Below are 24,512 nucleotides of genomic sequence, written 5' to 3' on the forward strand. Positions count from 1 at the left end.
ATGAATGCCTGGGACATGCTTTTGGCGGAGGCGCCGCGCTTCTACACCTGGTGGAACCTGCGTTTCCTGGCGATCGCGGTGGGCAACACGCTGATTGCCGCCGTCGCCGGATGCAGCATCGGCTACGCCATCGGCTTCCTGCTGGCGGTGTTGCGACTGCCGCAGATCAATCCCGTCGCGCCGCTGCGCGCCCTCTGCATCCTTTGGGTCGAAATCTTCCGACGCATCCCGTTCCTCGTGCTGCTGCTGCTGGTGTTCTTCCTGTCGCAATTCGCGCGGCTGGAGGCGCCGCTTTGGTCCATCGCCGTCACCGCCGTGGCGCTGCGCATGTCCGCGCTGGCGGCTGAGAACGTGCGCGCGGGGTTCGAGACGGTGCGGCGCACCCAGTGGGAAGCCGCGCTGACCATGAATCTGCCGGGCCTGACCACCTTGCGCCGCGTGGTGCTGCCGCAGAGTTGGCGCGTGATCCTGCCGCCTTCGATCGTGCATGTGCTGTCGATGGTGAAGGAGACCTCGCTGGTCAGCCAGATCGGCTTCATCGAGATCACCTTCGCGGCGAAGATGCTGACCCAGCGCGGCTTCTCCGCGTTGATCACCTATGGCACCGCGCTGGTGCTGTACTTCATCATCAGTTGGGCGCTGGCCAATCTCGGCCGCTGGGCAGAACGGCGGCTGACGGTGCGGCCTACAAACCTGACGCCCTGAGCGCCGCGCGCAGCATCGCCGCCTCCGCCACATCCACCGGCGGCTGCGGCAGGCGCAGCGTGGCATCGGGGATGACGCCCATCTCGCGGAGACAGAATTTCAGCCGTGCGGTGGCACGTCCGGCGGGCGGGGCGCCGTAGATCGCCTCCGCCAGCGGCTCCAGCTTCTCGTGCAGTGCGCGGGCGGCAGGCAGGTCGTTGGCGCGCACCGCGGCGTCCAGCGCCACGATCTCATCCGGCAGGATATCCGCCAGCGAAACCAGGCTGCCATCCGAGCCATGCACATAGCAGGCGAACAGATGCTCATCGCCGGAGGCGCAGACGGCGACATCCGGCCGTTTGGCGCGGACACGGCGGCGGACATCGTCGTAGCTGTCCACCTCCCAGCCGCCTTCCTTGATGCCGACCACCTCCGGAATATCCAGCAGGGCGTCCAGCGTTTCGGCCGTGAAGCCCATGCGGCCGGCGGCGTGGTGCGCCTGGAACAGGAACATCGGCATCCCCGGCACGGCATCCGCCACCGCGCGATGGTGCAGCACGGACATCGCCGTGGTGTGGGCGAGCGCGAAACTGTTCGGCAGGAACACCATCACCGCATCGGCGCCGGCCGCCTTCGCGTCCCGCGCCTCCGCCGCCGTCTCCAGGCTGCTTTCGGCATTGACGCCCGCCACCACGAGGCGGGAGGCACCGACGGTCGCGACCGAGACCTCCACCGCGCGCTTCTTCTCCGCCCGCGTCATCACATAGTTCTCGCCGGCATGGCCGTTGATCAGCACGCCCGCCATGCCGTCCCGCAGCACGCAATGCGCGGTGTGATGGGCGTAGCTCTCCCAATTCACGCTGAAATCGCCGCGCATCGGCAGCACGGTGGAGGGATAGATGCCGTGGAATGTCTGGGGCTTCACGCCGCATTCTCCTGCGCCAGCAAACGGTCGATGGGAAACAGCGGCAGTTCCGGCGCCTGGCCGCAGATGGCCTGCGCCAGCAGCTTCCCGAGATAGGGGCCGCTGGTATAGCCGGAATGCACGCTGCCGATGATCCAGGCATCGTCGATGCCGGGGATGGGGCCGATGGCGGGCAGTGCATCCGCCGTCTCCGCCTCCAGCCCCAGCCAGGCGCGCACCACCCGCGCGTCCCGCAGTGCCGGTACCGTATGTGCGGCGAGCCGCACATTGCCGAGGAAGCTCTCCGGCTTCACAGCAAGCCCGCCGCGCGCGCGATCGCCGATGCCCTGCCAGCCGCCGCCGATCAGCACGGATCCATTCGCATACTGCTTCAGCGACAACAGGCCCGATGCCACGCCGAGCACCGTCCGCATCACCGGAGCCATGCGTTCCGTCACCACAAGCTGGTTGATCAGCACCTTGATCGGCAGTGTCACGTCAAGCCAGGCCGCCATGTCCTGCAGCCACACGCCGCCAGCCAGCACGATGCGCTTCGCCTGCACGGTGCCCGTCGCCGTGTCCAATACGAAGCCCGGCTCGATGCCGCGCACCGCGCAATTCTCCCGAAGTTCCACGCTCGCATTGAGCAAGGCCGGCCGGAAGGCGCGGCCGGTGAGATAGGCGCTGGTGAATCCGTCGATCGGGCAATGCCCGGCCGCGATGACCCGGTCCGACAGCCCCGGTTCAATCTCCCGCGCACGCGCCGCGGAAACCAGTTCGATCGGAGCGCCCGCCTGCCGCCGAAAATGCGCCCGCTCCTCCAGCATTGCCGCCTCATGCTCCGTGAAGGCGACGGAAAGGCCCGGGCAGGCGGTGGCGAGCACATGGCCGCCATCGCACCATTCCGGCATGCGCAGCCACATATCATGCGCCCGCAGCGCATAGGGGATCAGCGCCGCGCGGGTCATCTGCATGGTCAGCGTGCCGGCATTGACGCCGGACGCCTCGCGGCAGATGGCGCCACGATCCAGCAGCACCACCTTCATCCCGGCGCGCGCCAGGAACAGTGCCGTGGAGCAGCCCATCACGCCCGCGCCGATCACCGCGACATCGAACATCAGATCGGCGCCGCGTTCGGCACGGGAATATCGGCATAGTCGAAATCGCCGAGCAGCGCGTCCATCGCCACCGGCCGCAGCGGCAGACGGCCCGTGGCAAAGCCGGCGCGCTCACGGCCACCGCAATGCATCGCCACCAGCTCCGCCGCCGTCTCACCGCAGAGCCGCCCCTGGCAGGGGCCCATGCCGCAGCGCGTAAACTGCTTCATCTGGTTCATGTCGGCCGCGCCATCGGTGCAGGCGGCGTCGATCTGCGCGCGCGTCACGCCTTCGCAGCGACACACCACGGTCTCGGCCGGGATTGCGCGGACCAACGCCGGTCGTAGCGCCATCATCCGCGCCATCGCGCCGCCGGCCCGCGCGGCGCGCGCGAAATCCCGCGCGGGGGCGGCGCGGGCCACGTCGTGGTCCGGCAGCATTCCAAGGTCGTGCAGAGCCGCCAGCGCTGCCAGGCGGCCTGAGGCCGGTGCGGCCGCGGCGCCGCGCACGCCCGCGCCATCACCGGCCGCGTAGAGGCGCTGCACGGAACAACGCTGGTCCGCATCCAGCACCGGCACCCAGCCGCCGGCCTCCGCCGCGTAGCGATGCGCGGCGCGGAAGGCCCGCGTGGCTTCCGTCGCCGGCACCAGGCCGTGCCCGATGCACAGCGCGTCGCAGTCAATCCAGTGGTCACCGACCAGCACGCGTTCCAGCACATCCCCCCCCGCCGCCGCGGCAACCCGCGCGCCGGACAGCACGCGCACGCCGCGCGCCAGCATCTGCGCCCGCCACACCAGGCCGCGCGCGAGCAGGTCTGGCCGCACCGCTAGGGCGGGCAGCGCGCGCGCCCATTCGCGGCTAGCGGCCAGATCCACCACCGCCGCCACCTCCGCCCCCGCCTTCAGCAGCTTCGCCGCCACGGCGTAGAGCAGCGGCCCGGCACCAGCCACCGCCACGCGCCGGCCCGGCAGCACGCCATGCGCCTTTAGCAGAATGGTCGCCGCTGCCAGGCCGAGCACGCCGGGCAGCGTCCAGCCCGGAAAGGCGATAATGCGTTCATGCGTGCCGGCACACAGCACCAGCGCACGCGCCTCCACGGCGAAGCTCTGCCCATCCGGTGCCAGCGCGTCGAGGCGGAACGGTGCGGCCTCCGCACCCATGGGCACCAGCGGCCCGCCGCCGATACCCCAGACGCGGCATCCGGTTCGCACCTCCGCGCCGGATTGCCGCAGGGCGGCGCGCAGCGCGTCACCGGCGCGGCTATCCGCATCGGGCGGCACGACGAAGCCCGCGGGCGGTGCGCGATACACCTGGCCGCCAGGCGCCGCGCTTTCCTCCAGCAGCACCACGCGCGCGCCCCGCTGCGCCGCTTCCGTCGCCGCGGCCATGCCGGCTGGCCCACCACCCAGCACCGCGATGTCGTGAATCATGCCGCCGTCACCACCATGCCGGCGTAGATGGGTGTGAGGCAGGCCTGCGCCAGCCTGCCATCCACGCGCAGCAGGCATTGCTGGCACACACCCATCATGCACAGCGCCGCGCGTGGCCGCGCCGAATCCTGTCCTTCGCCCAGCCGTCGTATACCGGCGGCGATCAGTGCAGCGGCGAGGTTTTCGCCCTCGGGCGCGGTCAGTGACCGGCCTTCGAAGCTGAAGGCGACGTCAGCGGGGCGCGAAATACCCGCGATTCGGATGGGGTGTGCCACATCTTTCATCCTATCTTGCTTCGCGATCACGTCCATGTCCGCAAAGCCGCTTGACGACATGGCGGTAACGCAAAGAGACTTCGTTGCAACAGACAGGGAAGTGGGTCCGGGCTTGGCCTTCCTCGCGCTTGATGGTTTGTCCGCCAGCTATGGCGGCGCACAGGACGTTCTCTGCGACGTCACGCTGAACTTCGCGAAGGGCGAGGTGGTCGGGCTGATCGGCCCGTCGGGTTCTGGCAAATCCTCGCTGCTGCGCGCGCTGGTCGGCCTGCTGAAGCCGCATGCCGGGCGCGTGACGCTGGGCGGACAGGCGGTGGATTATGGCAACCGCGAATCGCTGCGCGCGGCTCGGGACCGTTTCGCTATCGTTTTCCAGCAATACAACCTGTTCCAGAACATGACGGCGCTCCGCAACGTCGCCATCGCGCCCACGCTGGTGAAGAAGCGCAAATCGGCGGAGGTCGAGGCGGAAGCGCGCGGTCTTTTGACCAAGGTCGGGCTGGGCGAGAAGTTCAACGCCTATCCGGATGAGCTTTCGGGCGGCCAGCAGCAGCGCGTCGCCATCGCTCGCGCTTTGGCCCTGCACCCCGACATCCTGCTGCTGGATGAGGTGACCAGCGCGTTGGACCCCGAATTGGTGGGAGAAGTGCTGGACACCATCCGCGCCCTGCACGCCGATGGCATGACCATGCTGATCGTCAGCCACGAGATGGCCTTCATCCGTGAAGTCGCGACCACCGTCGTTTTCATGGACCAGGGCCGCGTGGTCGAGGTCGGCCCGCCGGCCCAGATCTTCGACGCGCCGCAAAGCCCGCGGCTGCGTGACTTCACCGCCCGCATCCTGCGGCATTAAGGAGAGCCATCGCCATGACCGATCGCCGCTCACTTTTCGTCGGGGGTGCCGCCGCGGCCGCCGCCGGTGCCGCGTTGTTCACGCCGGGTCAGGCCTCTGCGCGGCCGCTGGAGGATGTGCTGCGCGCGAATGAGCTGCGCGTCGGGGTCAACCCCACGCTGCCGCCGCGCGCGCTCTACAACGACCGCAACCAGATCGACGGCTTCGAGCCGGAGGTCGCGGCCGCCATCGCGCGCAAGCTGGGCGTGGCCCTGGCGCTCCAGCCCGTCGGCTCGCCGGATCGGATCCCGATGGTCGCCTCCGGCCGCATCGATTTCGTGATGGGCGCCATGTCCCGCACCAGCGAACGCGCCAAGGTCATCGACTACACCGTGCCGGTGCATTCCGAGAATTACGGCATCGTCGCCGTCCAGGGCCGTGGCCATACGACGCTGGAGGCGCTGAACAAGCCGGATATCACGCTGGCCCAGGTGCGCGGCACCACCGCCATCCCCTACATCGCGCGCGTTATCCCCAATGCGCAGGTGCTGCTCCTGGACAACTACCCGGATCGCAACCGCGCCATCGCCCAGGGCCGCGCCCAGGCCAGCTTCGACGGCATCGACTCCGTGCGCTTTGCCCTGCGGCCCTTCCGCCAGGTGCAGTGGGAGGTGACGGCCGTGCCGACCTTCGGCGTCACCTATTCCGGCCTTGGGGTTGCCAAGAACAACCACTCGCTCCGCAACTGGCTCAACATCGCGCTGTATGAGCTGCACATGGACGGTACGATCGAGCGGGCGTGGGAGAAGTGGTTCGACGGGCCGATGTTCACCAAGGTGCCGCACAGCCCCTTCTTCTAAGGCATGAGCTACACGCTCATCTATTCGCAGGTCACCGGCCATATTCCCTATCTGCTGGCCGGGGCCTGGCTGACGCTGCAACTGGCCTGCATCTCCTTCTTCATCGGCTGGGCCATCGGGCTGGTGAATGCGGCGGTGCTGGCCTATGGGCCGCGCCCGGCGCAGATGGCGGTGCGGGCCTATGTGACCTTCTTCATCAACACGCCCCTGCTGGTGCAGATCTTCTTCATCTTCTTCGTGCTGCCGGATATGGGCATCCTGCTCTCGCCCTACGCCGCGGTCGCCATCGGCATGTCGCTGAATGCCGGCGCCTATCTCACGGAAATCCAGCGGGCCGGCTTCAGCAGCCTGCGGCGGGCGGAGATGGATGCGGCTGCGGCGATGGGCTTCAGCCTGGTGCAGACCATCTGGTACGTCGTGCTGCCGCATATCGCGAAGGCGCTGTACCCGCCGCTGGCGAACCAGTTCATCATCCAGGTGATGACCACCTCCATCGCCGCCATCTTCGCGGTCGAGGAACTCACGGGCCGCGCCTACAATGTGAACGCCCTGACCTTCCGCGCGCTGGAGGTCTTCTCCATCACTGCCGTCATCTATATCGCGCTGACCATCGTCTGCAGTCTGGCGCTCGCCCTGCTCGGACGCTGGCTGTTCCGCGTCAACGCGAAGGTGTTCTGAGCGATGTGGGAACAGGTAATGGAGGAAGCGCCGCGCTTCTTCGGATACTACAATCTGCTGTTCATCGGGGAGGCGCTGGTCAACACGCTGCTGCTGTCCTGGATCGGCGCCACTGTCGGATTCGGCTTTGGCTTCCTGTTTGCCATCTGCCGCCACCCGCGGCTGTTCGGCGTGCTGCCGCTGCGGATTGTCGCCACGCTGTATGTCGAGCTGTTCCGCCGCATTCCCTTCCTGGTGAAGCTGATGTGCGTGTTCTTCGCCTTCCAACTTTCCGGCGCGCAGGCCTCGCTGTTCACGGTGGCGCTCGTCACGGTCGTGCTGTCCGCGGCGGCCTTCGCGGCGGAGATCGCGCGGGCGGGTCTCGAATCCATCCCCGCGCCACAATGGGATGCGGCGGAGGCAATGAATTTCGGGCGCTGGCGCACCCTGTGGCGCGTGGTCGCGCCGCAGAGCTTTCGGATCGTTCTGCCACCGCTGTTCGGCTACACGGTCGGCTTCATAAAAAGCACCTCCATCGCCAGCCAGATCGGCGTGATGGAGCTGACCTATGCGGCGAAGATCCTCAACACGCGCGGCTTCTCCGCGCTGCTGTGCTTCGGCACCATCCTGCTGCTGTATTTCCTGATCTGCTGGCCCACCAAACATTTCGGCGAACGGCTGGAACGCCGCCTCGCCCGACGCTGAGGACCCACGCCATGCCCTACACCATGCCCGGTACGCATCTGCTGCAGGGCGCCATCGACCCGCATGTGCATTGCGCGCCGCATCTGAACGGCCGTTCGGTGAATGTGTTCGAGGCGGTGCGCCAGGCGGCAGCGGCGGGCATGCGGGCCATCGGCATCATGTGCAACTTCCAGAACACCTCCGGCTTCGCGGCGCTGGCGAATGACGAGCTGGGCCATCTCGGCTGCAAGGCCTTCGGCGGCGTCATCATGCAGCCCACCGCCGGCGGCGTGACGCTGGAAGTGGCGAAGGCCGCAATCGGCTATGGCTACGGTCCGGGCACCGGCGCGCGCTTCGTCTCCCTGCCCACGCACCACACCCGCTACATCGCGGAACGCGAGGGCCGCAGCCCGGCCTTCCTGGAGACCACCTTCCAGGTTCCCGACTCCGGCAAGGTGCCGGACGTGGTCTGCGCCATCATGGATCTGTGCGCGGAGAAGGATGTGGTGTTCGATTGCGGCCATGTCTCCGGCCGAGAGGCCGTTGCCTTGGCCGAGGAATGCAAGCGCCGCGGCGTCACCCGCATCCGCACCCATGGATCCCGCTACGCCATCGACCAGATCCAGGCCATCACCGCGCTCGGCGGCTATGTGGAGCTGTCCTTCTTCATCCTGACCCATGCGACGCAGGTCGGGCTGACGCATGTGGATGAGGAAAAGCACAAGATCGCCTCCGCCAGCACCATCCAGGATTTCACCCCGCGCATCCGCGCCGCGGGGGACCATTGCATCCTGTCCTCCGATGGTGGCGTGTTCCTGCTGCCGCCGCCGGTCGAGTGCTTCCGGGAATACATGCTGCTGGTGCAGAGCGAGGGCTTCTCCGACGTCGAGATCCGCCGGATGACTTCGGCCAACCCGGCGGCCCTGTTCGGCCTCGACTGACCTGCCTCAGTGCGCCATCAGCACCGGCACCGTCATGCGCGCCAGGATGCCGCGCGTGACGCCGCCGAGGATCAGTTGGCGCAGGCGGGAATGGCCATAGGCGCCCATGACGATCAGGCCGGCGTCGGAATCCGCAGCCTCGTTCAGCAGCAGGTCGGCCGCGGGTACCTCATTCGTCATCAGATGCTCCGCGGTCGCCTTTACGCCGTGGCGGGCCAGATGCAGGGCGATGTCGATGGCCGGCACGTCGCCATCCCCGCCGATCCCCTGGCGCGGATTGATGGACAGCACCTTCACCTCCCGCGCCGCACGCAGCAGCGGCAGCGCATCATGCACGGCACGCGCCGCTTCGCGCCCAGTCTTCCAGGCCACCAGTACCCGCTCCGGCGCGGTCCGGAAGACGCCGGCATAGGGCACCATCAGCACCGGGCGGCCGGATTGGAACAGCACTTGTTCCAGGATCGCCTCGTCCAGCCGCGCATCCGGGCTCGCCGGGTCCGGCTGGCCCAGCACGGTCATGTCGGCGTAGCGGGCGTGCAGCGTCACCGCGTCCACCGGCAGCGTATCGGTCTCCCGCCATTCGCCGCGCAGCCCGTCCCGGCGCAGCTTGTTTTCGAAGGCGGCACGGGACCGGGTGGCGGCAACGGCGGCCTCGGCCCGCACGCGCTGGGCCAATTCGCCCAATGTGGCGCTGGCCAGGTTGCCGGTCAGGCCGATGGGCAGGGAGGCCTCCACCGCATGCAGCCCGATCAGATGCGCGTCATGCCGTGCGGCCAGAGCCGCCGCGAAGTCCAGCCGCTTTGCAGCACCCTCGGTGCCATCAAGATGAACCAGCAGATCCTGCAAGGCCATGGCTTCGTTCTCCGACCTGGTTTGTCCTGGGGGCAGGATGAGCCCTGTGGCCAGCCCTGGCCTTGATCCGCATCATGCTGCCCGCCCGCTGATCTGGCCCGCCGCCGGCGGCCCCGGTCAAGCTGAACCGCCTGTCATCCAGCCGCAAGGAGTCCGCCCGATGCAGATCGACATCCCCGAGGTCGTCGCCGAGGTCACCGCAGCCTTTAATCGGTACGAGCAGGCGCTGGTTGCAAATGACGTGGTGGTGCTGGATGAACTTTTTTGGAACGATCCGCGCACCATCCGATACGGTGCGACCGAAATCCTGCATGGCTTTGCCGAGATCATGGAGTTCCGCGCCAGCCGCCCCTCGGTCGGGCTGGAGCGGACCCTGCTGCGGACCGTCATCACCACGCACGGGTCGGATTTTGCCACCGCCAACACCACCTTCGAGCGGAACGGCCGTGTCGGGCGGCAGAGCCAGACATGGGTTCGCCGGGCGGAAGGTTGGCGCGTGGTGGCCGCGCATGTCAGTTTGATGACGGCAGGTGCCTGATTCGCATCAGCACCTCTTCAAGGACGCGTGAGTCCAGATTTTGCACCGTAGTGCGGGGCGACGGTGGCCCACATGCACTGATACACTCAGTGCAAACATTGTAGCCTCCGTGCGGCGAATTCATGGCATTTGATCCACTTCTTCTTTCCGCGCCGCGTCTCCTCCCTCCGGGGCTGTGCACGCTTGTCGATCCGGACCTGGTTTGGTTGCATCTGATTTCGGATGTGGCCACCGGTCTTGCTTATCTTTCGATACCGGCCGCGCTTCTGGTCTTCGCGATGCGGCGTCGGGATCTGGCCTATCCCTGGGTCTTCGTCCTGTTCGCCGCATTCATCATCGCCTGCGGCGCAACGCATCTCATGCATGCCTACACCATGTTTATTCCGGCCTATGAGGCCGAGGGGCTGGTCAAGGCGATCACTGCCGCCGTCTCCGTCACCACCGCGATCGTATTGTGGCCCCTGCTGCCCCGCCTCCTCGCTCTGCCCAGCCCGGAGGCGATGGCGCGGGAGGTCCAGGATCGACGCGCGGCGGAAACGCGGGCCCTGGCGAGTGAGGCGCGCAGCGCCGCCTTCATCGCGCATCTGGCGGAGGCACTGTTCGTCATCCGCGTGGTGCCGGATGGCGGCTTCCAGGCGGAGACGGTGAACCCGGCCTTCGAACGCCTGTTCGGCATCACGGCGCAGGCGATCCGACAGCAGCCGCTGGAGCAGGCGGTGCCCGCCCCCATGCTGGCCGCCGCGCTGCCATATTGGCACCAGGCGGTGGCGCAGCGCCAGCCCGTTGAATATGTGATGGAGGCCGAAACCCCGGCCGGCTGGCGCGTCTGGCAGACCGTGTTGGTGCCGATGGTGGGCGCGGATGGGCATGTGGAACGGCTGCTCGGCTCGGCGCGGGATATCACCATGACCCGCCGCCTGCAGGCGGATCTGCTGCAAAGCGCGCGGTTGGCGACCGTTGGCACCATGTGCGCGGGCCTCGCCCATGAAACCAGCCAGCCGCTGAATGCCGCGACGCTCTGGCTCCGCAACGCCCGCGCCGCGACCGAGGGCCTGCAGCCCGAGGCGCAGCTGACCCGGCTGCACACCGCCTTCGAGATTGTCGAGGGCCAGTTGCGACGGGCCGGTGACCTGGTGGCACGCATCCGCGCCCTGCCGGGCGATGAGGCTGGCGCGACCCAGGTCTTCGATGCGGGCCGCGCGGCGGCGAATGCGGTGGCCACTGCCGCCGGCCAGTATGCACTGGAAGGGATTGATGTGGTCCTGCAGGACAACCCGGATCCATTGCCGGTGCGCGGCGCGCCGGCGCGGCTGGAACAGGCGCTGCTGCAATTGCTGGCCAATGCGCGTGATGCGGTGCAGGACAGGCAGGCCGGCGAGCCGGGCAACAAGGCGCGGATCACCGTGGCCCTGCGGGAGGAAGCCGGGGAGGCGGTGGTGGAGGTGCAGGATACCGGACCCGGTGTGCCGGATGCGCTGCGCGATGCGATCTTCGACCCCTTTTTCACCACCCGCGACCCCGGCCGCGGCAGCGGACTTGGCCTGGCGCTCGCGGCGGCGGTGGCGCGCGGCATGGGTGGCCGGATCGTCCAGCAAAATGCGCCGGAGGGTGGTGCGGTCTTTACCATGCGCCTCGCTCTCGCACCGCTTGCGTGTCTGCTGACCACGGATGAGGCGAGGATCTGATGGCGTGGCGAATCCTGGTTGTCGAGGATGAAGGCCTCGCCGCGATGGCGATCGAGGATGAGTTGCTGCGTGAGGGGTATGAGGTGGAATGGGCGCCTGACGGGCAGGCCGCGCTGGAGGCCGCTTCCCGCAAGCCGCCGGACCTGCTGCTGACCGATCTGCGCATGCCGCGCCTGGACGGCGCCGCGCTGATCCGGGCGCTGCGGACCGCCACGCCCGCGCTGCCCGTGGTGGTGATGACCGGCTATGCCCCGGCGGGCGGCGCCGAGGCCTTCGCGCATCCCGGCGAGGGGCCGGTCGCGTTGTTCCCCAAGCCGCTGGACATGGATGCGGTGCTGGCGGTGCTTCGCAAGCTGCTGCCGGAGCCATAAGCTGCCGCCAGGCGGCGGATGGAACGGCACATGGTATTCTCCCTGTCGGGGCAGGTGGCGCTGGTGACTGGCGCATCTGGGGCGCTTGGCCGCCATTTCGCCCGCGTGCTGCACGGCGCCGGGGCGCGGGTGGTGCTGGCGGCGCGGCGGCCGGAGGCGGTGGCGACGCTGGCGGCGGAACTCGGCCCGGGCGCCATGACCGTGGCGCTGGATGTGACACAGGATGCCAGCATCGCCGCGGCGCTGGAGGCCGTTCAGGTGCAATTCGGCGCCCCCACCATCCTGGTGAACAATGCCGGCATCGCCGCGACCCGCCCTTTCCTCGACCATACCGAGGCGGATTGGGACCAGGTGATGGCCGTGGATCTGCGCGGCGCCTTTCGGGTGGCGCAGGCGGTGGGGCGGGCGATGGTGGCGGCGGGGCAGGGGGGTGCCATCGTCAACGTCGCCTCCATCCTTGGTGCACGCGTGATCCCGGGCGTTGCCGGCTATTCCGCAGCCAAGGCGGGGCTGATCCAGCTCACCCGGCAGATGGCGGTGGAACTCGCCCGGCACCGCATCCGGGTGAACGCGCTGGCACCGGGCTACATCGCTACCGAGATCAACGCCGATTTCTTCGCCAGCGAGGCCGGCCAGGCGCTGGTGAAACGCATCCCACAGCGCCGGCTTGGCCAGGTCGAGGACCTGACCGGCCCGCTGCTGCTGCTGGCCTCCTCGGCCGGCGCGCATATGACGGGCAGCGTGCTGACCGTCGATGGCGGCCATTCCGTCAACAGCCTGTAAGGATACGCCCCGCATGGATTTCGCCCTGCCGCCCGAGATCGACGCCATCCGCCTGCGCGTGCGCGATTTCGTGGATACGAAGCTGATTCCGCTGGAAGCCGACCGCGCCAATTACGATGAGCATGAGAACATCCACCCGGACGTCCTGCGCCGCCTGCGGGCGGAGGCCAAGGCGGCGGGGCTATGGGCCTTGCAGATGCCGAAGGCCCGCGGCGGCGGCGGCCTGCCCGTGGTCGGCATGGCCGCCTGCTATGAGGAAATGAACCGCGCCATTTTCGGCCCCGTGGTCTTCAACAGCGCGGCGCCCGATGATGGCAACATGATCGTGCTGGAGAAGGTGGCGACGGAGGCGCAGAAGGCGCGCTGGCTGCAACCCATCATCGATGGCGATGTGCAATCCAGCTTCGCGATGACCGAGCCCGATGGCTGCGGCAGCGATCCGTCACTGACCTATACGCGGGCGGAGAAGGTGCAGGGCGGTTGGCGCATCTCGGGGCGCAAGCACTACATCACCGGCGCCGGGGTATCGAAGCATTTCCTACTGATCGCGCGCACCAGCGAGGATGACCGCAAGGGCCTCACCTGCTTCCTGTTCCATGCCGACCAGCCCGGCTGGCGCATCATCCGCCGCATCCCGATCATGGGGCCGGAGGAACATGGCGGGCATTGCGAGATCGCATTCGACGGGCTGGAAATCCCCGACGAGAACGTGCTGATGGGCGTCGGTGACGGCCTCAAGCTGACGCAGATCCGGCTCGGCACCGCACGCCTCACGCATTGCATGCGCTGGCTTGGCATGGGGCGGCGCGCGCTGGAGATCGCCATGGCGCGCATCGCGGAACGGCAGAGCTTTGGGCAGAAGCTGATCGACCGCGAATCCGTGCAGGGGCTGGTCGGCCAGGCGGCGATGGAGCTGGAGATCGGCCGGCTGCTGACCATGAAGGCGGCCTGGGTGCTGGACCAGGGCGGCTTTGCGCGGAAGGAGGTCTCGATGGCGAAGATCGTCGTCGCCGACGCGCTGCACAAATCCGTCGACACGGCGCTGCAATTGCTGGGTGCGCGCGGCTATTCCAAGGACACGCCCGTGGAGTGGATGTACCGCTACGCCCGCCAGGCGCGGCTTGTGGACGGCGCGAGCGAGGTGCACCGCATGGTGCTGGCCAATTTCCTGCGCCGCGAGGGTCGCGATTTCTTCCAGTGGGGCGCGCATGGATGAAGTCGCGCTGCGTGGGTGGCTGGCGCGGGCGAGCGGCGATGAGGGCCTAGGCATCACCGCGCTGACGCGGCTTTCAGGCGGCGCCATCCAGCAGAACTGGGCGCTGGATGTGACGGTTTCGGGCGCGGCGCAGCGTTGGGTACTGCGGACGGATGCGCCAGCCGTGCTCGCGGTGAGCCATACGCGGCCGCAGGAATTCGCGCTGCTTCGTGCGGCACGCGACGCCGGCGTGACGGTGCCGGAACCGCTGTACCTCTGCGAGGACGCAGCGGTGATCGGCCGGCCCTTCTTCGTCATGGCGCGCGTCGAGGGCACCGCCGCGCCGCATCGTGTGGTTAAGGACGCGACGCTGGGCGGCGGGCGCGAGGCCTGCGTGGCGGCGCTCGGGCGCGAACTTGCCCGAATTCACGCGATCCGCCCGCCGCGCGCCGATCTCGCCTTCCTGGGCGACCCGCCTGCGGATGCAGCACGCGCTGCCATCGCGTCGCTGCGGGCGCGGCTGGATGCGGCCGGCACGCCGCGCCCGGTGCTGGAATGGGGGCTGCGCGCGCTGGAACGCAAGGCGCCGCCGCCGGTGCCGCCCGTGCTCTGCCACAACGACTTTCGCACCGGCAACATCATGCTGGATTCGCAGGGCGTGGCCGCCGTGCTGGATTGGGAATTCGCCGGCTGGGGCGACCCGCATGCCGATCTCGGCTGGTTCTGCGCAAAGTGCTGGCGCTTCGGCCAGGTGGCGCAGGAGGCCGGCGGCATTGGCTCGCGGGACGCTTTCCTCGCTGGCTACGGATTGCCGGTGGGCACTGCGCGGCTGCCCTGGTGGGAATTGCTCGCCACCATCCGCTGGGCCGTCATCGCCGCGGACCAGGCAGCGCGCCACCTTTCGGGCCAAGAGCGCAGCCTGGAGCTGGCGTTGACCGGCCATATGGTGCCGGAACTGGAATGGGACGTGCTGGCGATGGCGGAGGCGCTGTGATGCAGGAAAAACCGGATGCCGCCGACCTGCTCGCCACGGCGCGGGATGTGGTGTTGCGCGAGTTGCTGCCCGCCTTGCCGTCGGAGAAGGCGCTGGCCGCCCGCATGGTGGCCGCCGCCATCGCTCTGGCGCTGCGCCAGGGCGCTGCGCCGGCGCTGACGGACACGCCGGACCTCGCCAAGCTGGCCGCCGAAATTCGCGCCGGTCGCCACGACCCCGGCTTGGACAGCCACGCGCAGGTTGCGGCCTTCCTGCGCGACTATGCGCGGGCGCGTGCCGCCGTCAGCGCACCGAAGGCACTGGGCTGAACGCTGCGCCCTGGTGCTCATCTAGCCGCGGTGCGCCACGCGGCGGCAGCGGGCGCACACCATCGAAGCTGATCGGCGTGGCTACTACGGCAAAATCCTCGCCCGGGGGCGTCGCCAGCATCTGCATCGCCACCGCCTGCGGTTCCGCCAGCATTTCCTCGATCGTGTTGATCGGCGCGCAGGGCACGCCGGCCTCCACCAGCAGCCCGAGCCATTCCACGCGGCGCCGAGTGCGCATGATGTCGCGGATCATCGGCAGCAATTCGTGCTGGTGCGCCAGGCGGTCGCGATTGGTGATGAAGCGCCCGTCCGCGATCCACTCCGCATGGCCGAGGACCCGGGCAAACTTCCCGAACAGCCGGTCATTGCCGCAGCACACCAGCAGCGGTGAATCCGATGCGTCGAAGGCCTCATACGGCACGAAGCCGGGATGGCCCGAGGCATGCCGCAACGGCTGTTCGCCCTGGTTCACAAATGCGGACACCTTCTGGTTGGCCCAGGCGAAGGCGGTCTCGAACAGGGAGGTGTTGATGACGCAGCCGCGCCCCGTCGCCTCCCGCTGCCGCAGCGCGGCGAGTGCGCCGATCACCGTCCACATGCCGGTGCCCTGGTCCACGACGCTCGCGCCCATCCGCATCGGCTTGCCGCCAGGCTCACCGGTGATGGAGGACAGGCCGCCGAAAGCCTGCAGCAGCGGCTCGTAGCCGGGGTGGCCGCGCATCGGGCCGCGATGGCCGAAGGCGCCCATCTCGCAATAGATCAGGCGAGGGTGCCGCGCCGTGGCCTCCGCCCCGCCCAGGCCGAGCGATTCCGGCACGCATGGGCGCATGTTGTGCAGCAGGATATCGGCCTGTTCGAGCAGCGCATGCAGCGCCGCCAGGCCCTCGGCGGATTTCAGGTCCAGCGCCACGCTGCGCTTTCCGCGGTTGAATTCATGAAAGACCAGCGCATCGCCGCGTCGGAATTCGCGGCCCATCTGCCGCGCGTCATCACCGCCCTGCGGCTTCTCCACCTTGATCACATCGGCGCCGAGATCAGCCAGGATCGCGCCCGCATAGGGGCCTGCAAAGACCTGGCCGATCTCCACAACCTTCACGCCATCCAGGGGCTTCATGCCGCAATGCCCTGCTTCGCCCGGTATTTTGCGAGTGTCCCCGCATGCATGACGCGGCCATTCAGGCGCCGGCCGATCAGGCGTTCCGCCATGCGCGCGCATTCCACCAGCGCCTCCAGGTCGATGCCGGTCTCGATGCCGAGTTCGTGGCACAGGAACACCAGGTCCTCCGTGCAGACATTCCCCGCCGCGCCCGCATCGCCATGCGCCGCGAAGGGACAGCCGCCGAGGCCCGCGACGCTGCTGTCGAACAGATCGACGCCCATCTCCAGCGCCGCCAGCACATTCGCGGTGCCGAGGCCGCGCGTGTCGTGCAGATGCAGGCCGATCCGCACCTCCGGCAGCGCATCCCGCACCATGCCCACAAGGCGCCGCGTCTGCTCCGGATTGCCCCAGCCCATGGTGTCCGCGAGGAACACCTGAGGCAGCTTTTCGCCACGCTCCGCGCAGATGTCGTGTGCGTAGCGTGCGAGTGCCACCACGCGTTCGGGCGGGATATCGCCTTCATAGTTGCAGCCGAAGGCGGCCATGATGATCGCGTATTCCGGCTTCACGCCGGCTTCCGCGTAGCGGTCGAGCCACCCCTTCTGCCGCTCCGCCATCTCATCCGCCGAGCAGCGGTTGTTGCGCTGGGCGAAGACATCCGAGGCATAGAGCGAAATCTTGCCCGACAGATCGACATGCCCCGTCGCACGGGCGCGTTCGAACCCCTGCTCGTTGAGCCACAGCCCGGCATACTGCACGCCCGGCTTTTTGCGGATGGCGGCGAAGAACTCGGTGCTGTCGACCATCTGCGGCACATGCTTCGGGCTGACGAAGCTGGCGACCTGGATGTGGTGCAGCCCGGTCTCCGCCAGCGCCTCCACCAGCTTCACACGCTCCGCCAGCGGGAAGATGGTTTTCTCGATCTGAAAACCCTCGCGCGGGCCTTCCTCGCGGAACTCGACCCGTTTCGGCCGGTCGGACATTCTTGGTTTCCTCCGTTCAGGGCGCGGCGAGAATGGTGCCGGTGCAATCGCCGAAGCCGATGCTGGCAAAACCGTCGCGGCGGGCGCGGGCGCGCAGGGTGATGCTGTCACCATCTTCCAGGAAACGGCGCGTGACACCGGATGGCAAGGTCAGCGGCTTGCGGCCGCCCTGCGTGATTTCCAGCAGCGAGCCGTAGCCGGTTTCGGTGGAAATCGTGCCCGTGCCGAACAGATCGCCCGGCTGCAGATTGCAGCCGCCGCAGGTGTGGTGCGCCACCATCTGCGCCGGCGTCCAATACAGCCCGCGCGCATCGCTGGTCGAAAGCCGGTAGGGCGCCTCGCCCGGCACGGTCAGCCAGACCTCCAACTCCAGCGCCAGCGCGCCCTCGGCCTGGTCAGCCTGGTCCCAGAGATAGTCCATCGGCCTCGGCTCCCGCGCCGGCTGGGCCACGCGGAACGGTGCCAGCGCCTCCGGCGTCACCACCCAGGGGCTGATGGTCGAGCCGAAATTCTTCGCCAGGAACGGCCCGAGCGGCTGGTATTCCCAACCCTGTATGTCGCGCGCCGACCAGTCGTTCAGCAGGCAGAAGCCCGCGATATGCCCCGCCGCCTGCACAATCGAGATCGGCTCCCCCAGCGCATTGCCTGGCCCGATCCAGATGCCGAGCTCCAACTCGTAATCCAGGTTGCGGCTTGGCCCGAAGCTCGGCGTTGTCTCGGCGGCCGGCTTGCGCTGCCCGTTCGGCCGCCGCAGCGCGGTGCCGGAGGGCACGATGGAGCTGGCGCGGCCGTGATAGCCGATCGGCACATGCTTGTAGTTCGGCATCAGCGGCTGGTCCGGGCGGAACAGCGCGCCGACATTCGTGGCGTGCTGGATGCCGGCGTAGAAATCCGTGTAGTCACCGATCCGCGCTGGCAGATGCAGGGTGCAGTCCTTCGCGTCATGCAGCACCAGCGCCGCCGTGCTGCCCTCCGCCAGCAGCGCCGAAAGCTGCGCCCGCAGCGCTTGGCGTGGGGCCGCGCCCATGGCGAAAAAAACGTTCAGCGTGTCATCGGCCATCGTCGCCACCGCCTCGGCGGCCACACCCGTCAAAGGCGCGCTGGCAAGCTCCAAAATTCTGTCACCGATCGCGACCCCCGCCCGCTTCGTCTCGCCAGGCGGCGCGAAGATGCCGAAGGGCAGGTTCTGGATCGGGAAATCCGCATGGCCGTTGGCGGTGGCAACAAAGCTGCGCCGCGCCGCATCGTGAGTCTCATCGAGCGTCAAGGTCACCGCCGCGTCGGATCGAATGTCTTGACCAGTCCGGACCAGCAGGCCTCGTAATCCGGCTGCCGCTGCGCCACGCCGGCGGCAAAGGCTGTCACCCGCTGCGGCAGTCGCGTCTCCAGCATGAAGGCCATGGTGTTCGCCAGCTTGTGTGGCGCGAGTTCCACCGTGCTGGCCTTCTCGAAGGCCTCCGCATCCGGCCCATGCGGCAGCATGCAGTTGTGCAGCGAAAACCCGCCCGGGACGAAGCCCTGCGGCTTGGCGTCGTACTGGCCGAGGATCAGGCCCATGAACTCGCTCATCAGGTTCATGTGGTACCAGGGCGGCCGGAAGGTGTTTTCTGCCACCATCCAGCGCTCCGGGAACAGTACGAAATCGATGTTGGCGGTGCCCGGAGTCTCCGATGGCGCCGTCATCACCGTGAATATCGAAGGGTCCGCATGGTCGAACAGCAGCGGCCCGACCGGGGAAAACCGCGAAAGGTCGTATTTGTACGGCGCGTAGTTGCCGTGCCAGGCCACCACATCCAGCGGCGAGTGCCCGATCTCGGCCTGCCAGAGCTGCCCGCCCCACTTCACCACCACAAGCTGCGGCCGCTCCACATCCTCATAGGCCGCGACTGGGCTGAGGAAGTCGCGCTGGTTCGCCAAGCAGTTGGCGCCGATCGGGCCGCGCTCCGGCAGGGTGAAGGCGCCGCCGTAATTCTCGCAGACATAAGCCCGCGCCGGTTCCTCGTTGAACAGCTCGACGCGGAATTTCACGCCACGCGGCATTACCGCGACTTCGCCCGGTGCCACGTCGATCACGCCGAATTCCGTGCGGAACCGTAGCCTTCCCTGCTGCGGGATCACCAGCATTTCGGCATCCGAGTTCCAGAAGGTCTCGTCCACCATGCTGCGGGTGACCAGCGCGATGCTGGCCGCCATGCCGGTCTGGGCGGACACATCGCCACAGGTGGTGATGGTCCGCATGCCGGTCAGGAAGGTCTCGCCGTCTTCGGGGATGGGCAGCGGGTCCCAGCGCAGCGGCTGGATCGGCAGGCCGCTTTCCTCGGCGCAGGGCGCGCTGCGCCACAGCCCGGCATCGCGCGGCGCGAAACGGCCGATATGCGCCACGGTTGGGCGGATACGGTACAGCCAGGACCGCGCATTGCTCGCCCGCGGCGCGGTGAAGGGCGAGCCGGATAGTTGCTCGGCATACAGCCCATAGGCGCAGCGCTGCGGCGAATTGCGGCCGACCGGCAGGGCGCCGGGCAGGGCCTCCGTCTCGAAGCCATTGCCGAAGCCGGACATGTAGCCGGCATTGGCCGTGCTGATGATGGTCTGTTGCGGCGCGATATCCATGCTCGCCTCCCCTCGATCATCGCAGCATAGCGCATCCGTGGCCGGTGGGGATGCTGGACGCGCGGGCCCGGTGGCGGCAGGTTGGCCGCCGAACAACGCCAGGAACGCCCCCCAGATGAGCCTTCGCGGCCGCGCCTGTATCGTCGGCGCCTATGAACACCCCACCCGCAAGGCGCCGGACAAATCCGTGGCGCAGCTGCATGCGGAGGTCGCCTTCGGCGCACTGCAAGATGCCGGGCTGACCAAGGCGGATGTCGATGGCTATTTCTGCGCCGGCGACGCCCCCGGGATGGGCCCGCTGGCCATGGCGGACTACATGGGCCTGGACCGGCTGAGCCATGTCGATTCCACCGATATCGGCGGCAGCTCCTACCTGGCCCATGTCGCCCATGCGGCGGCGGCCATCGCGCTCGGCCGCTGCAACATCGCGCTGATCACGCTCGCCGGCCGCCCGCGCAGCGAGGGGATGGCCACCGGCACCGGCGCCCGCGCCCAGAACGCGACCGTGCCGGATGATCCCTTCGAGATCCCGATGGGCCGCACCGTCGCCGGCAGCTACGCGCTGTGCGCCATGCGCCACATGCACGAATTCGGCACGACCAGTGAGGACCTGGCCTGGATCAAGGTCGCCGCCAGCGAACACGCCCAGCACAACCCGCACGCCATGCTGAAGAAGCCGGTGACGGTGGAGGAGGTGGTAAATTCGCCCATGGTGGCGGACCCGCTACATCGCCTGGACTGCTGCGTCATCAGTGACGGCGGCGGCGCGCTGATCGTGGCCCGCCCCGAGATCGCGCGCAGCCTGAAGCGCCCCGTGGTCAGCATCCGTGGGACCGGGGAGGCGGTAAAAGGCCAGTTCGGCGGCTACCCGGACCTCACCTTCTCCGGCGCCCGCTTCTCCGGTGCCCGCGCCTTTGAGGAAGCCGGCGTGACGCCGGCCGACATCCGCTACGCCAGCATCTATGACAGCTTCACCATCACCGTGCTGATCCAGCTCGAAGACCTCGGCTTCTGCGCGAAGGGGGAGGGTGGGCGCTTCGTGCGCGACGGCAACTTGATCAGCGGTGTCGGCAAGCTGCCCTTCAACACGGATGGCGGCGGGCTCTGCAACAACCACCCGGCCAATCGCGGCGGCATGACCAAGGTGATCGAGGCGGTGCGGCAGTTGCGCGGCGAAGCTCACCCGGCTGTGCAGGTGAAGGATTGCGGCCTGGCACTGGCGCATGGCACCGGCGGCCTGCTCGGCCACCGGCACGGCAGCGCCACGCTCGTCATGGAAAGGGAGTGACCGCCATGTCCGAACGAATCATCGCCGCCCCGGTTATCGATCCCTCAACCCAGCCAGTCTGGGATGCAGCGGCGGAAGGGCGCCTGCTGATCGGCCTGTGCCGCGATACGGGAAAGCACTTCTACTACCCGCGCGGTGCCTCGCCCTTCACGCTTTCGGCGAATGTGGAGCTCGTCCAGGCCAGCGGGCGCGGCACCATCTACAGCTACACGGTGATGCGCGTCGCCCAGCCCTATGCCTGCGCCTATGTCGAGCTGGAGGAAGGCCCGCGCATCTTCACCAACATCGTCGACTGCGATTTCGCCGAGATCCGCATCGGCATGAAGGTGCGCGTGGTGTTCAAGCCCAGCCAGGATGCGGAGGGTGCGCCCGGCGCGCCGGTGCCGATGTTCGCGCCGGCCTGAACCCGGCGGCTGCAGCCCGTCCCGAAGCGGGGGGGCTGCAGCGCTTGTCTCAGCGCCGCCGAGGCTGCGGCGGGGCGATGGTGGTGCGCGGGGCGATGGCGCTGCGCGTGGCAACCGGCGTGCGCGCTGCATTGCGGTTGGTCACGGCGGTCCGGGTGGTGGCGGTACGAACCGCACCGGCCGGCGGCTGTGCGCGGGTGGCGGCGCGGGTCTGCGCCGGCGGCGCGCGACGCGCGGCCGGGCGGGTCGCGGTGGCGGTGCGAGCGGTCCTGGAGGCCGCGGTGCGCGGGGCGCTGCGCGTCGCCTGACGTGCCGCAGCGGGCCGATTGGTGGCGGCACGGCTGGCGGCCGTGCGCGCGGGCGCATTGCGGGTTGCGGCCCTGGTAGTTGCGGCCCGGGTGGTTGCGGCCGGGCGCGCGGCGGTGCGGGTCGGCACGGCGCGCGCCGCGGCGCCCGGGCTGCGGCTTGCGGCCTGCGCCTGGCGAAGGATGACGGGCGGTGCGGCCTCCGCCATGGCGCGGGGGGTGACACCGATGCGGTCGAAGCTCTGGTCCAGCAGCGCGGTCATGTGCTGGTCACGCTCCACCCAGGAACTGCCACCCATGACGGCGCCGACCACGCGGCGCCCGTCGCGGCTGGCGCTGGTGACGATGTTGAAGCCGCTGGCCCGGATATAGCCGGTCTTGATGCCGTCCACGCCCTCATAGCTGGTCAGCATGCGGTTGTGGCTGCGCAGGCGCAGGCCGCGGAAGGCGGCCTCGGTGCGGCCAAAATAATGGTAGCGATCCGGGAAATCGAGCATCAGGCGGCGGCCCAGCGTCACCATGTCCCGCGCCGTGGTCACCTGGTTCCAGTCCGGCAGGCCGGAGGCGTTGCGGAAGGTGGTGCGCGTCATGCCCAGCTCCCGCGCGCGCTGGGTCATCACCTGGCCGAAGCGCGCCTCATCCCCCGCGAGCAATTCGCCGAAGGCGGCGGCGATGTCATTGGCGGATTTGGTGACCAGCGCCAGGATGCCCTGCTCCACCGTCACGCTGCCGCCGGCCGGAATGCCGAGCTTTGATGGCGGGCGGGAGGCAGCCTCCTCCGAGATCGGAAGCGCCGAGCCGAGCGAAATCCGGCCGGCTCGCAGCGCCTCGAACACCATGTAAAGCGTCATCATCTTGGTGAGGGACGCTGGATGGCGCGTCTCATCCGCGTTGGCGGCAACCAGGATGTTGCCGCTGCGATGGTCCACCACGAGGGCGGCGTAGCGTTCGCTGCCGATCTGCGCCTGTGCCGGCGCGAAGGCGGCCGGGGCGATGGCGGCGAACAGGCTGGCCGCAAGGACGACCAGAGGCCTGAGCCGAATGAACATGGATACGGAACCCCCTGGGTGGCCCACCCCCCGTGCGCCACCTGAAGACAGGCTAGTGAGGTCGGGTGCCTGCTGTCCATAAGGACGAATGCAGAACATCAAGTTAATGCAAGCACTTGGACGGCAAAGCTGCACCATCCGGCGATGCGCGCGCTGTGGCATGAGCCGGTTCCACCCGCATGGGACTGCCGAAAACGCATGCTGCACTGCAAAAAATTCTTGCGGAATGGGCGCGAAGGTCGCTAAAAGGCGGTCGTGCTGCACCGCAGCAAAAAGCCCCGGGGCCGGGTCACAGGCTCCCGCACTGGCGCATGCGCCGGCGAGCAACCCTGAAGGAACTGGACACATGGCGGCAGAACAGAAGACCGAAGCGAAGCGCGGCATCGCGCTGGTCGAGAACGCGGCGCAGGCCGCGGCCGACACTTCGGCGAAGACGGCAACGCAGGCCGCGAAGGGCGCCGAGGCCGGCGCAGCAGCCGCGAAGAAGATGATGGAAGACGGCGCCAGCCAGGCGCGTGTGAAGATGGAGCAGGGCATGCAGCAGATGACGAAGACCACCGAAGGCTTCTACAAGGCCGCCGAGGAGGCCGCTGAGTTCGGTCGTGGCAACCTGGAGGCGATGACGCGCGCCACCCAGACCCTGACCACGGGCATGCAGGACCTCAGCAAGCAGTACTTCGCCATGTCCCAGGCGATGGGTGAGCACGCCATGGAGAGCGCCAAGGCGCTGTCCGGCGTGAAGAGCCTGAAGGAAGCCGCCGACATCCAGACCGCCTTCGCCAAGGCGTCCATGGAGCGGACGATGGCCGAGACGACGAAGCTGCAGGAAGCTGCGTACCGCCTGGCCGAGCAGGCCGGCGCGCCGCTGGCCGCTCGCATGACGCTGGCGGTGGAGAAGTTCTCCAAGCCGCTCGCCGCCTGAGCCTGTTCCGGCCCACAAGGGCCGGGCAAGTGAGCTGACCGAGGCCCGTCCGGGTCGCCGTGCCGCCCGAAAGGGCCGGCGCGGCGCACCGGGCGGGCCTTCGGCGTTTCAGGGGAAATCCGCGCCGGGCCAACCGAAGGGGCTTGGTCTTGGCGGTGCGGTTACCCAAATCGGGTGTTCTGCGCGGAGAAATGCGGCAAGCCCTTCCCGTGCGCCCCCGCGCTCCGATATCGTGATGCGAACAGGCGCCGGCACCCGGCCAACCGATCGGCCCTTATCCCGGACAGCAACCAAGGCAGGCATGAGCGACAGCGACAAGCGCCCCGGACAAGGCAATTCGGGGCAGGGCAGCAACGGAACGGAAGGCCCCAACACCGGCGTCGTGGTGAAGGCTCGCCCGCGCACCCGCAAGCCGGCCATGTACAAGGTCTTGATGCTGAACGACGACTACACGCCGATGGAGTTCGTCGTGCATGTGTTGGAGCGTTTTTTCCAGAAGAACCGGGAGGAAGCGACCCGCATCATGCTGCATGTCCACCGGCGCGGCGTCGGCGTCTGCGGCGTCTATACCTATGAGGTGGCTGAGACGAAGGTGACCCAGGTGATGGACCTTGCCCGTCAGAACCAGCACCCTCTGCAGTGCACCATTGAAAAAGAATGAGCCAACGCGCCCGCCGCTCCTCGGTTACACTTTGAGAGGGACGGGTTCCTACCTCGAGGGGCTGGCCCAAGGGGTAGGTAGCGACCACATTGAGGGCAACC

At 68.3% G+C, this 24,512-nt stretch carries 27 protein-coding genes; 17 read left to right on the forward strand and 10 right to left on the reverse strand.

What is annotated here, in order from left to right; genetic code table 11:
- Positions 1-705 (forward strand): amino acid ABC transporter permease, encoded by a 705-nt coding sequence (locus ACFHNC_RS17940; RefSeq protein WP_437170609.1) that lies wholly within the window; start codon positions 1-3, stop codon positions 703-705.
- Here ACFHNC_RS17940 and ACFHNC_RS17945 read toward each other — a convergent pair.
- From ACFHNC_RS17945 to ACFHNC_RS17960, 4 genes are read right to left on the reverse strand one after another with little or no spacing between them, the layout of a single operon-like run.
- The gene (locus ACFHNC_RS17945) at positions 686-1,609 is read right to left on the reverse strand and encodes a dihydrodipicolinate synthase family protein (RefSeq protein WP_437170610.1); all 924 of its coding nucleotides are present in this window, start codon (positions 1,607-1,609) and stop codon (positions 686-688) included. The two genes, ACFHNC_RS17940 and ACFHNC_RS17945, sit on opposite strands and share 20 nt — an antisense overlap.
- Positions 1,606-2,706 carry an NAD(P)/FAD-dependent oxidoreductase gene (locus ACFHNC_RS17950; protein ID WP_437170611.1) on the reverse strand — a complete coding sequence of 367 codons (1,101 nt, stop codon included), beginning with the start codon at positions 2,704-2,706 and terminating at the stop codon, positions 1,606-1,608. The genes ACFHNC_RS17945 and ACFHNC_RS17950 overlap by 4 nt, the downstream gene beginning before the upstream one ends.
- Positions 2,706-4,115 carry an FAD-dependent oxidoreductase gene (locus tag ACFHNC_RS17955; protein WP_437170612.1) on the reverse strand — a complete coding sequence of 470 codons (1,410 nt, stop codon included), beginning with the start codon at positions 4,113-4,115 and terminating at the stop codon, positions 2,706-2,708. The genes ACFHNC_RS17950 and ACFHNC_RS17955 overlap by 1 nt, the downstream gene beginning before the upstream one ends.
- Entirely contained in the window at positions 4,112-4,426 is a 315-nt protein-coding gene (locus tag ACFHNC_RS17960; RefSeq protein ID WP_437170613.1) for a 2Fe-2S iron-sulfur cluster-binding protein, read from the reverse strand. The genes ACFHNC_RS17955 and ACFHNC_RS17960 overlap by 4 nt, the downstream gene beginning before the upstream one ends.
- Before the next feature lie 76 nt (positions 4,427-4,502).
- Here ACFHNC_RS17960 and ACFHNC_RS17965 point away from each other — a divergent pair, with 76 nt between their 5' ends.
- Genes ACFHNC_RS17965 through ACFHNC_RS17985 form a run of 5 tightly spaced genes read left to right on the forward strand, consistent with a single transcriptional unit; the run spans position 4,503 to position 8,364 of the window.
- Positions 4,503-5,243 carry an amino acid ABC transporter ATP-binding protein gene (locus tag ACFHNC_RS17965; RefSeq protein WP_437170614.1) on the forward strand — a complete coding sequence of 247 codons (741 nt, stop codon included), beginning with the start codon at positions 4,503-4,505 and terminating at the stop codon, positions 5,241-5,243.
- Positions 5,244-5,257: 14 nt separating this feature from the next.
- Positions 5,258-6,082, forward strand: a complete 825-nt coding sequence (locus tag ACFHNC_RS17970) for a transporter substrate-binding domain-containing protein (RefSeq protein WP_437170615.1) — start codon at positions 5,258-5,260, stop codon at positions 6,080-6,082.
- A gap of 3 nt (positions 6,083-6,085) precedes the next feature.
- Positions 6,086-6,760: an amino acid ABC transporter permease gene (locus ACFHNC_RS17975; RefSeq protein ID WP_437170616.1), complete on the forward strand. Its 675-nt coding sequence runs from the start codon at positions 6,086-6,088 to the stop codon at positions 6,758-6,760.
- Between the two features lie 3 nt (positions 6,761-6,763).
- Positions 6,764-7,444, forward strand: coding sequence for an amino acid ABC transporter permease (locus tag ACFHNC_RS17980; RefSeq protein WP_437170617.1), 681 nt, complete (start codon positions 6,764-6,766; stop codon positions 7,442-7,444).
- Between the two features lie 11 nt (positions 7,445-7,455).
- Positions 7,456-8,364 carry a DUF6282 family protein gene (locus ACFHNC_RS17985; protein ID WP_437170618.1) on the forward strand — a complete coding sequence of 303 codons (909 nt, stop codon included), beginning with the start codon at positions 7,456-7,458 and terminating at the stop codon, positions 8,362-8,364.
- A 6-nt stretch (positions 8,365-8,370) separates the two neighbouring features.
- On the opposite strand, the gene ACFHNC_RS17990 is transcribed toward ACFHNC_RS17985, so the two are convergent.
- Entirely contained in the window at positions 8,371-9,216 is an 846-nt protein-coding gene (locus ACFHNC_RS17990) for a universal stress protein (RefSeq protein ID WP_437170619.1), read from the reverse strand.
- Positions 9,217-9,376: 160 nt separating this feature from the next.
- Here ACFHNC_RS17990 and hpxZ point away from each other — a divergent pair, with 160 nt between their 5' ends.
- The 7 genes from hpxZ to ACFHNC_RS18025 all read left to right on the forward strand — a co-directional run bounded on the left by hpxZ (position 9,377) and on the right by ACFHNC_RS18025 (position 15,090).
- Entirely contained in the window at positions 9,377-9,754 is a 378-nt protein-coding gene (hpxZ, locus tag ACFHNC_RS17995) for an oxalurate catabolism protein HpxZ (RefSeq protein ID WP_437170620.1), read from the forward strand.
- Positions 9,755-9,960: 206 nt separating this feature from the next.
- The gene (locus tag ACFHNC_RS18000) at positions 9,961-11,439 is read left to right on the forward strand and encodes a sensor histidine kinase (RefSeq protein WP_437170621.1); all 1,479 of its coding nucleotides are present in this window, start codon (positions 9,961-9,963) and stop codon (positions 11,437-11,439) included.
- Positions 11,439-11,810, forward strand: a complete 372-nt coding sequence (locus ACFHNC_RS18005) for a response regulator (protein WP_437170622.1) — start codon at positions 11,439-11,441, stop codon at positions 11,808-11,810. Before ACFHNC_RS18000 ends, ACFHNC_RS18005 begins: the two co-directional genes overlap by 1 nt.
- Before the next feature lie 30 nt (positions 11,811-11,840).
- Positions 11,841-12,593: an SDR family NAD(P)-dependent oxidoreductase gene (locus tag ACFHNC_RS18010; RefSeq protein ID WP_437170623.1), complete on the forward strand. Its 753-nt coding sequence runs from the start codon at positions 11,841-11,843 to the stop codon at positions 12,591-12,593.
- Positions 12,594-12,606: 13 nt separating this feature from the next.
- The gene (locus ACFHNC_RS18015) at positions 12,607-13,809 is read left to right on the forward strand and encodes an acyl-CoA dehydrogenase family protein (protein ID WP_437170624.1); all 1,203 of its coding nucleotides are present in this window, start codon (positions 12,607-12,609) and stop codon (positions 13,807-13,809) included.
- A complete protein-coding gene (locus tag ACFHNC_RS18020) occupies positions 13,802-14,782 on the forward strand; it encodes a phosphotransferase family protein (protein ID WP_437170625.1) in 981 nt (326 codons plus the stop codon). The genes ACFHNC_RS18015 and ACFHNC_RS18020 overlap by 8 nt, the downstream gene beginning before the upstream one ends.
- Positions 14,782-15,090 carry a hypothetical protein gene (locus ACFHNC_RS18025; RefSeq protein ID WP_437170626.1) on the forward strand — a complete coding sequence of 103 codons (309 nt, stop codon included), beginning with the start codon at positions 14,782-14,784 and terminating at the stop codon, positions 15,088-15,090. The genes ACFHNC_RS18020 and ACFHNC_RS18025 overlap by 1 nt, the downstream gene beginning before the upstream one ends.
- On the opposite strand, the gene ACFHNC_RS18030 is transcribed toward ACFHNC_RS18025, so the two are convergent.
- From ACFHNC_RS18030 to hmgA, 4 genes are read right to left on the reverse strand one after another with little or no spacing between them, the layout of a single operon-like run.
- The gene (locus ACFHNC_RS18030) at positions 15,065-16,204 is read right to left on the reverse strand and encodes a CaiB/BaiF CoA transferase family protein (RefSeq protein WP_437170627.1); all 1,140 of its coding nucleotides are present in this window, start codon (positions 16,202-16,204) and stop codon (positions 15,065-15,067) included. The genes ACFHNC_RS18025 and ACFHNC_RS18030 overlap by 26 nt on opposite strands.
- Entirely contained in the window at positions 16,201-17,172 is a 972-nt protein-coding gene (locus tag ACFHNC_RS18035; RefSeq protein ID WP_437170628.1) for a hydroxymethylglutaryl-CoA lyase, read from the reverse strand. The genes ACFHNC_RS18030 and ACFHNC_RS18035 overlap by 4 nt, the downstream gene beginning before the upstream one ends.
- Before the next feature lie 16 nt (positions 17,173-17,188).
- Complete coding sequence (gene fahA, locus ACFHNC_RS18040) at positions 17,189-18,439, reverse strand: fumarylacetoacetase (protein ID WP_437170629.1); 1,251 nt, start codon at positions 18,437-18,439, stop codon at positions 17,189-17,191.
- 2 nt (positions 18,440-18,441) lie between these two features.
- Positions 18,442-19,782 (reverse strand): homogentisate 1,2-dioxygenase, encoded by a 1,341-nt coding sequence (gene hmgA, locus ACFHNC_RS18045; RefSeq protein ID WP_437170630.1) that lies wholly within the window; start codon positions 19,780-19,782, stop codon positions 18,442-18,444.
- 115 nt (positions 19,783-19,897) lie between these two features.
- Between hmgA and ACFHNC_RS18050 the strand changes: the two genes are divergently transcribed.
- Positions 19,898-21,070 (forward strand): thiolase domain-containing protein, encoded by a 1,173-nt coding sequence (locus ACFHNC_RS18050; protein WP_437170631.1) that lies wholly within the window; start codon positions 19,898-19,900, stop codon positions 21,068-21,070.
- A 5-nt stretch (positions 21,071-21,075) separates the two neighbouring features.
- Positions 21,076-21,474: a Zn-ribbon domain-containing OB-fold protein gene (locus ACFHNC_RS18055; protein WP_437170632.1), complete on the forward strand. Its 399-nt coding sequence runs from the start codon at positions 21,076-21,078 to the stop codon at positions 21,472-21,474.
- Between the two features lie 49 nt (positions 21,475-21,523).
- Here ACFHNC_RS18055 and ACFHNC_RS18060 read toward each other — a convergent pair whose 3' ends face one another.
- Positions 21,524-22,828 (reverse strand): D-alanyl-D-alanine carboxypeptidase family protein, encoded by a 1,305-nt coding sequence (locus ACFHNC_RS18060; RefSeq protein ID WP_437170633.1) that lies wholly within the window; start codon positions 22,826-22,828, stop codon positions 21,524-21,526.
- A gap of 226 nt (positions 22,829-23,054) precedes the next feature.
- Here ACFHNC_RS18060 and ACFHNC_RS18065 point away from each other — a divergent pair, with 226 nt between their 5' ends.
- A complete protein-coding gene (locus ACFHNC_RS18065) occupies positions 23,055-23,750 on the forward strand; it encodes a phasin family protein (RefSeq protein WP_437170634.1) in 696 nt (231 codons plus the stop codon).
- Between the two features lie 301 nt (positions 23,751-24,051).
- Positions 24,052-24,411 (forward strand): ATP-dependent Clp protease adapter ClpS, encoded by a 360-nt coding sequence (gene clpS / locus ACFHNC_RS18070; protein WP_437170635.1) that lies wholly within the window; start codon positions 24,052-24,054, stop codon positions 24,409-24,411.
- Positions 24,412-24,512 lie beyond the last annotated feature (101 nt).

The sequence above is a fragment of the Falsiroseomonas sp. E2-1-a4 genome (assembly GCF_051433165.1).
Taxonomy (GTDB): domain Bacteria; phylum Pseudomonadota; class Alphaproteobacteria; order Acetobacterales; family Acetobacteraceae; genus Falsiroseomonas.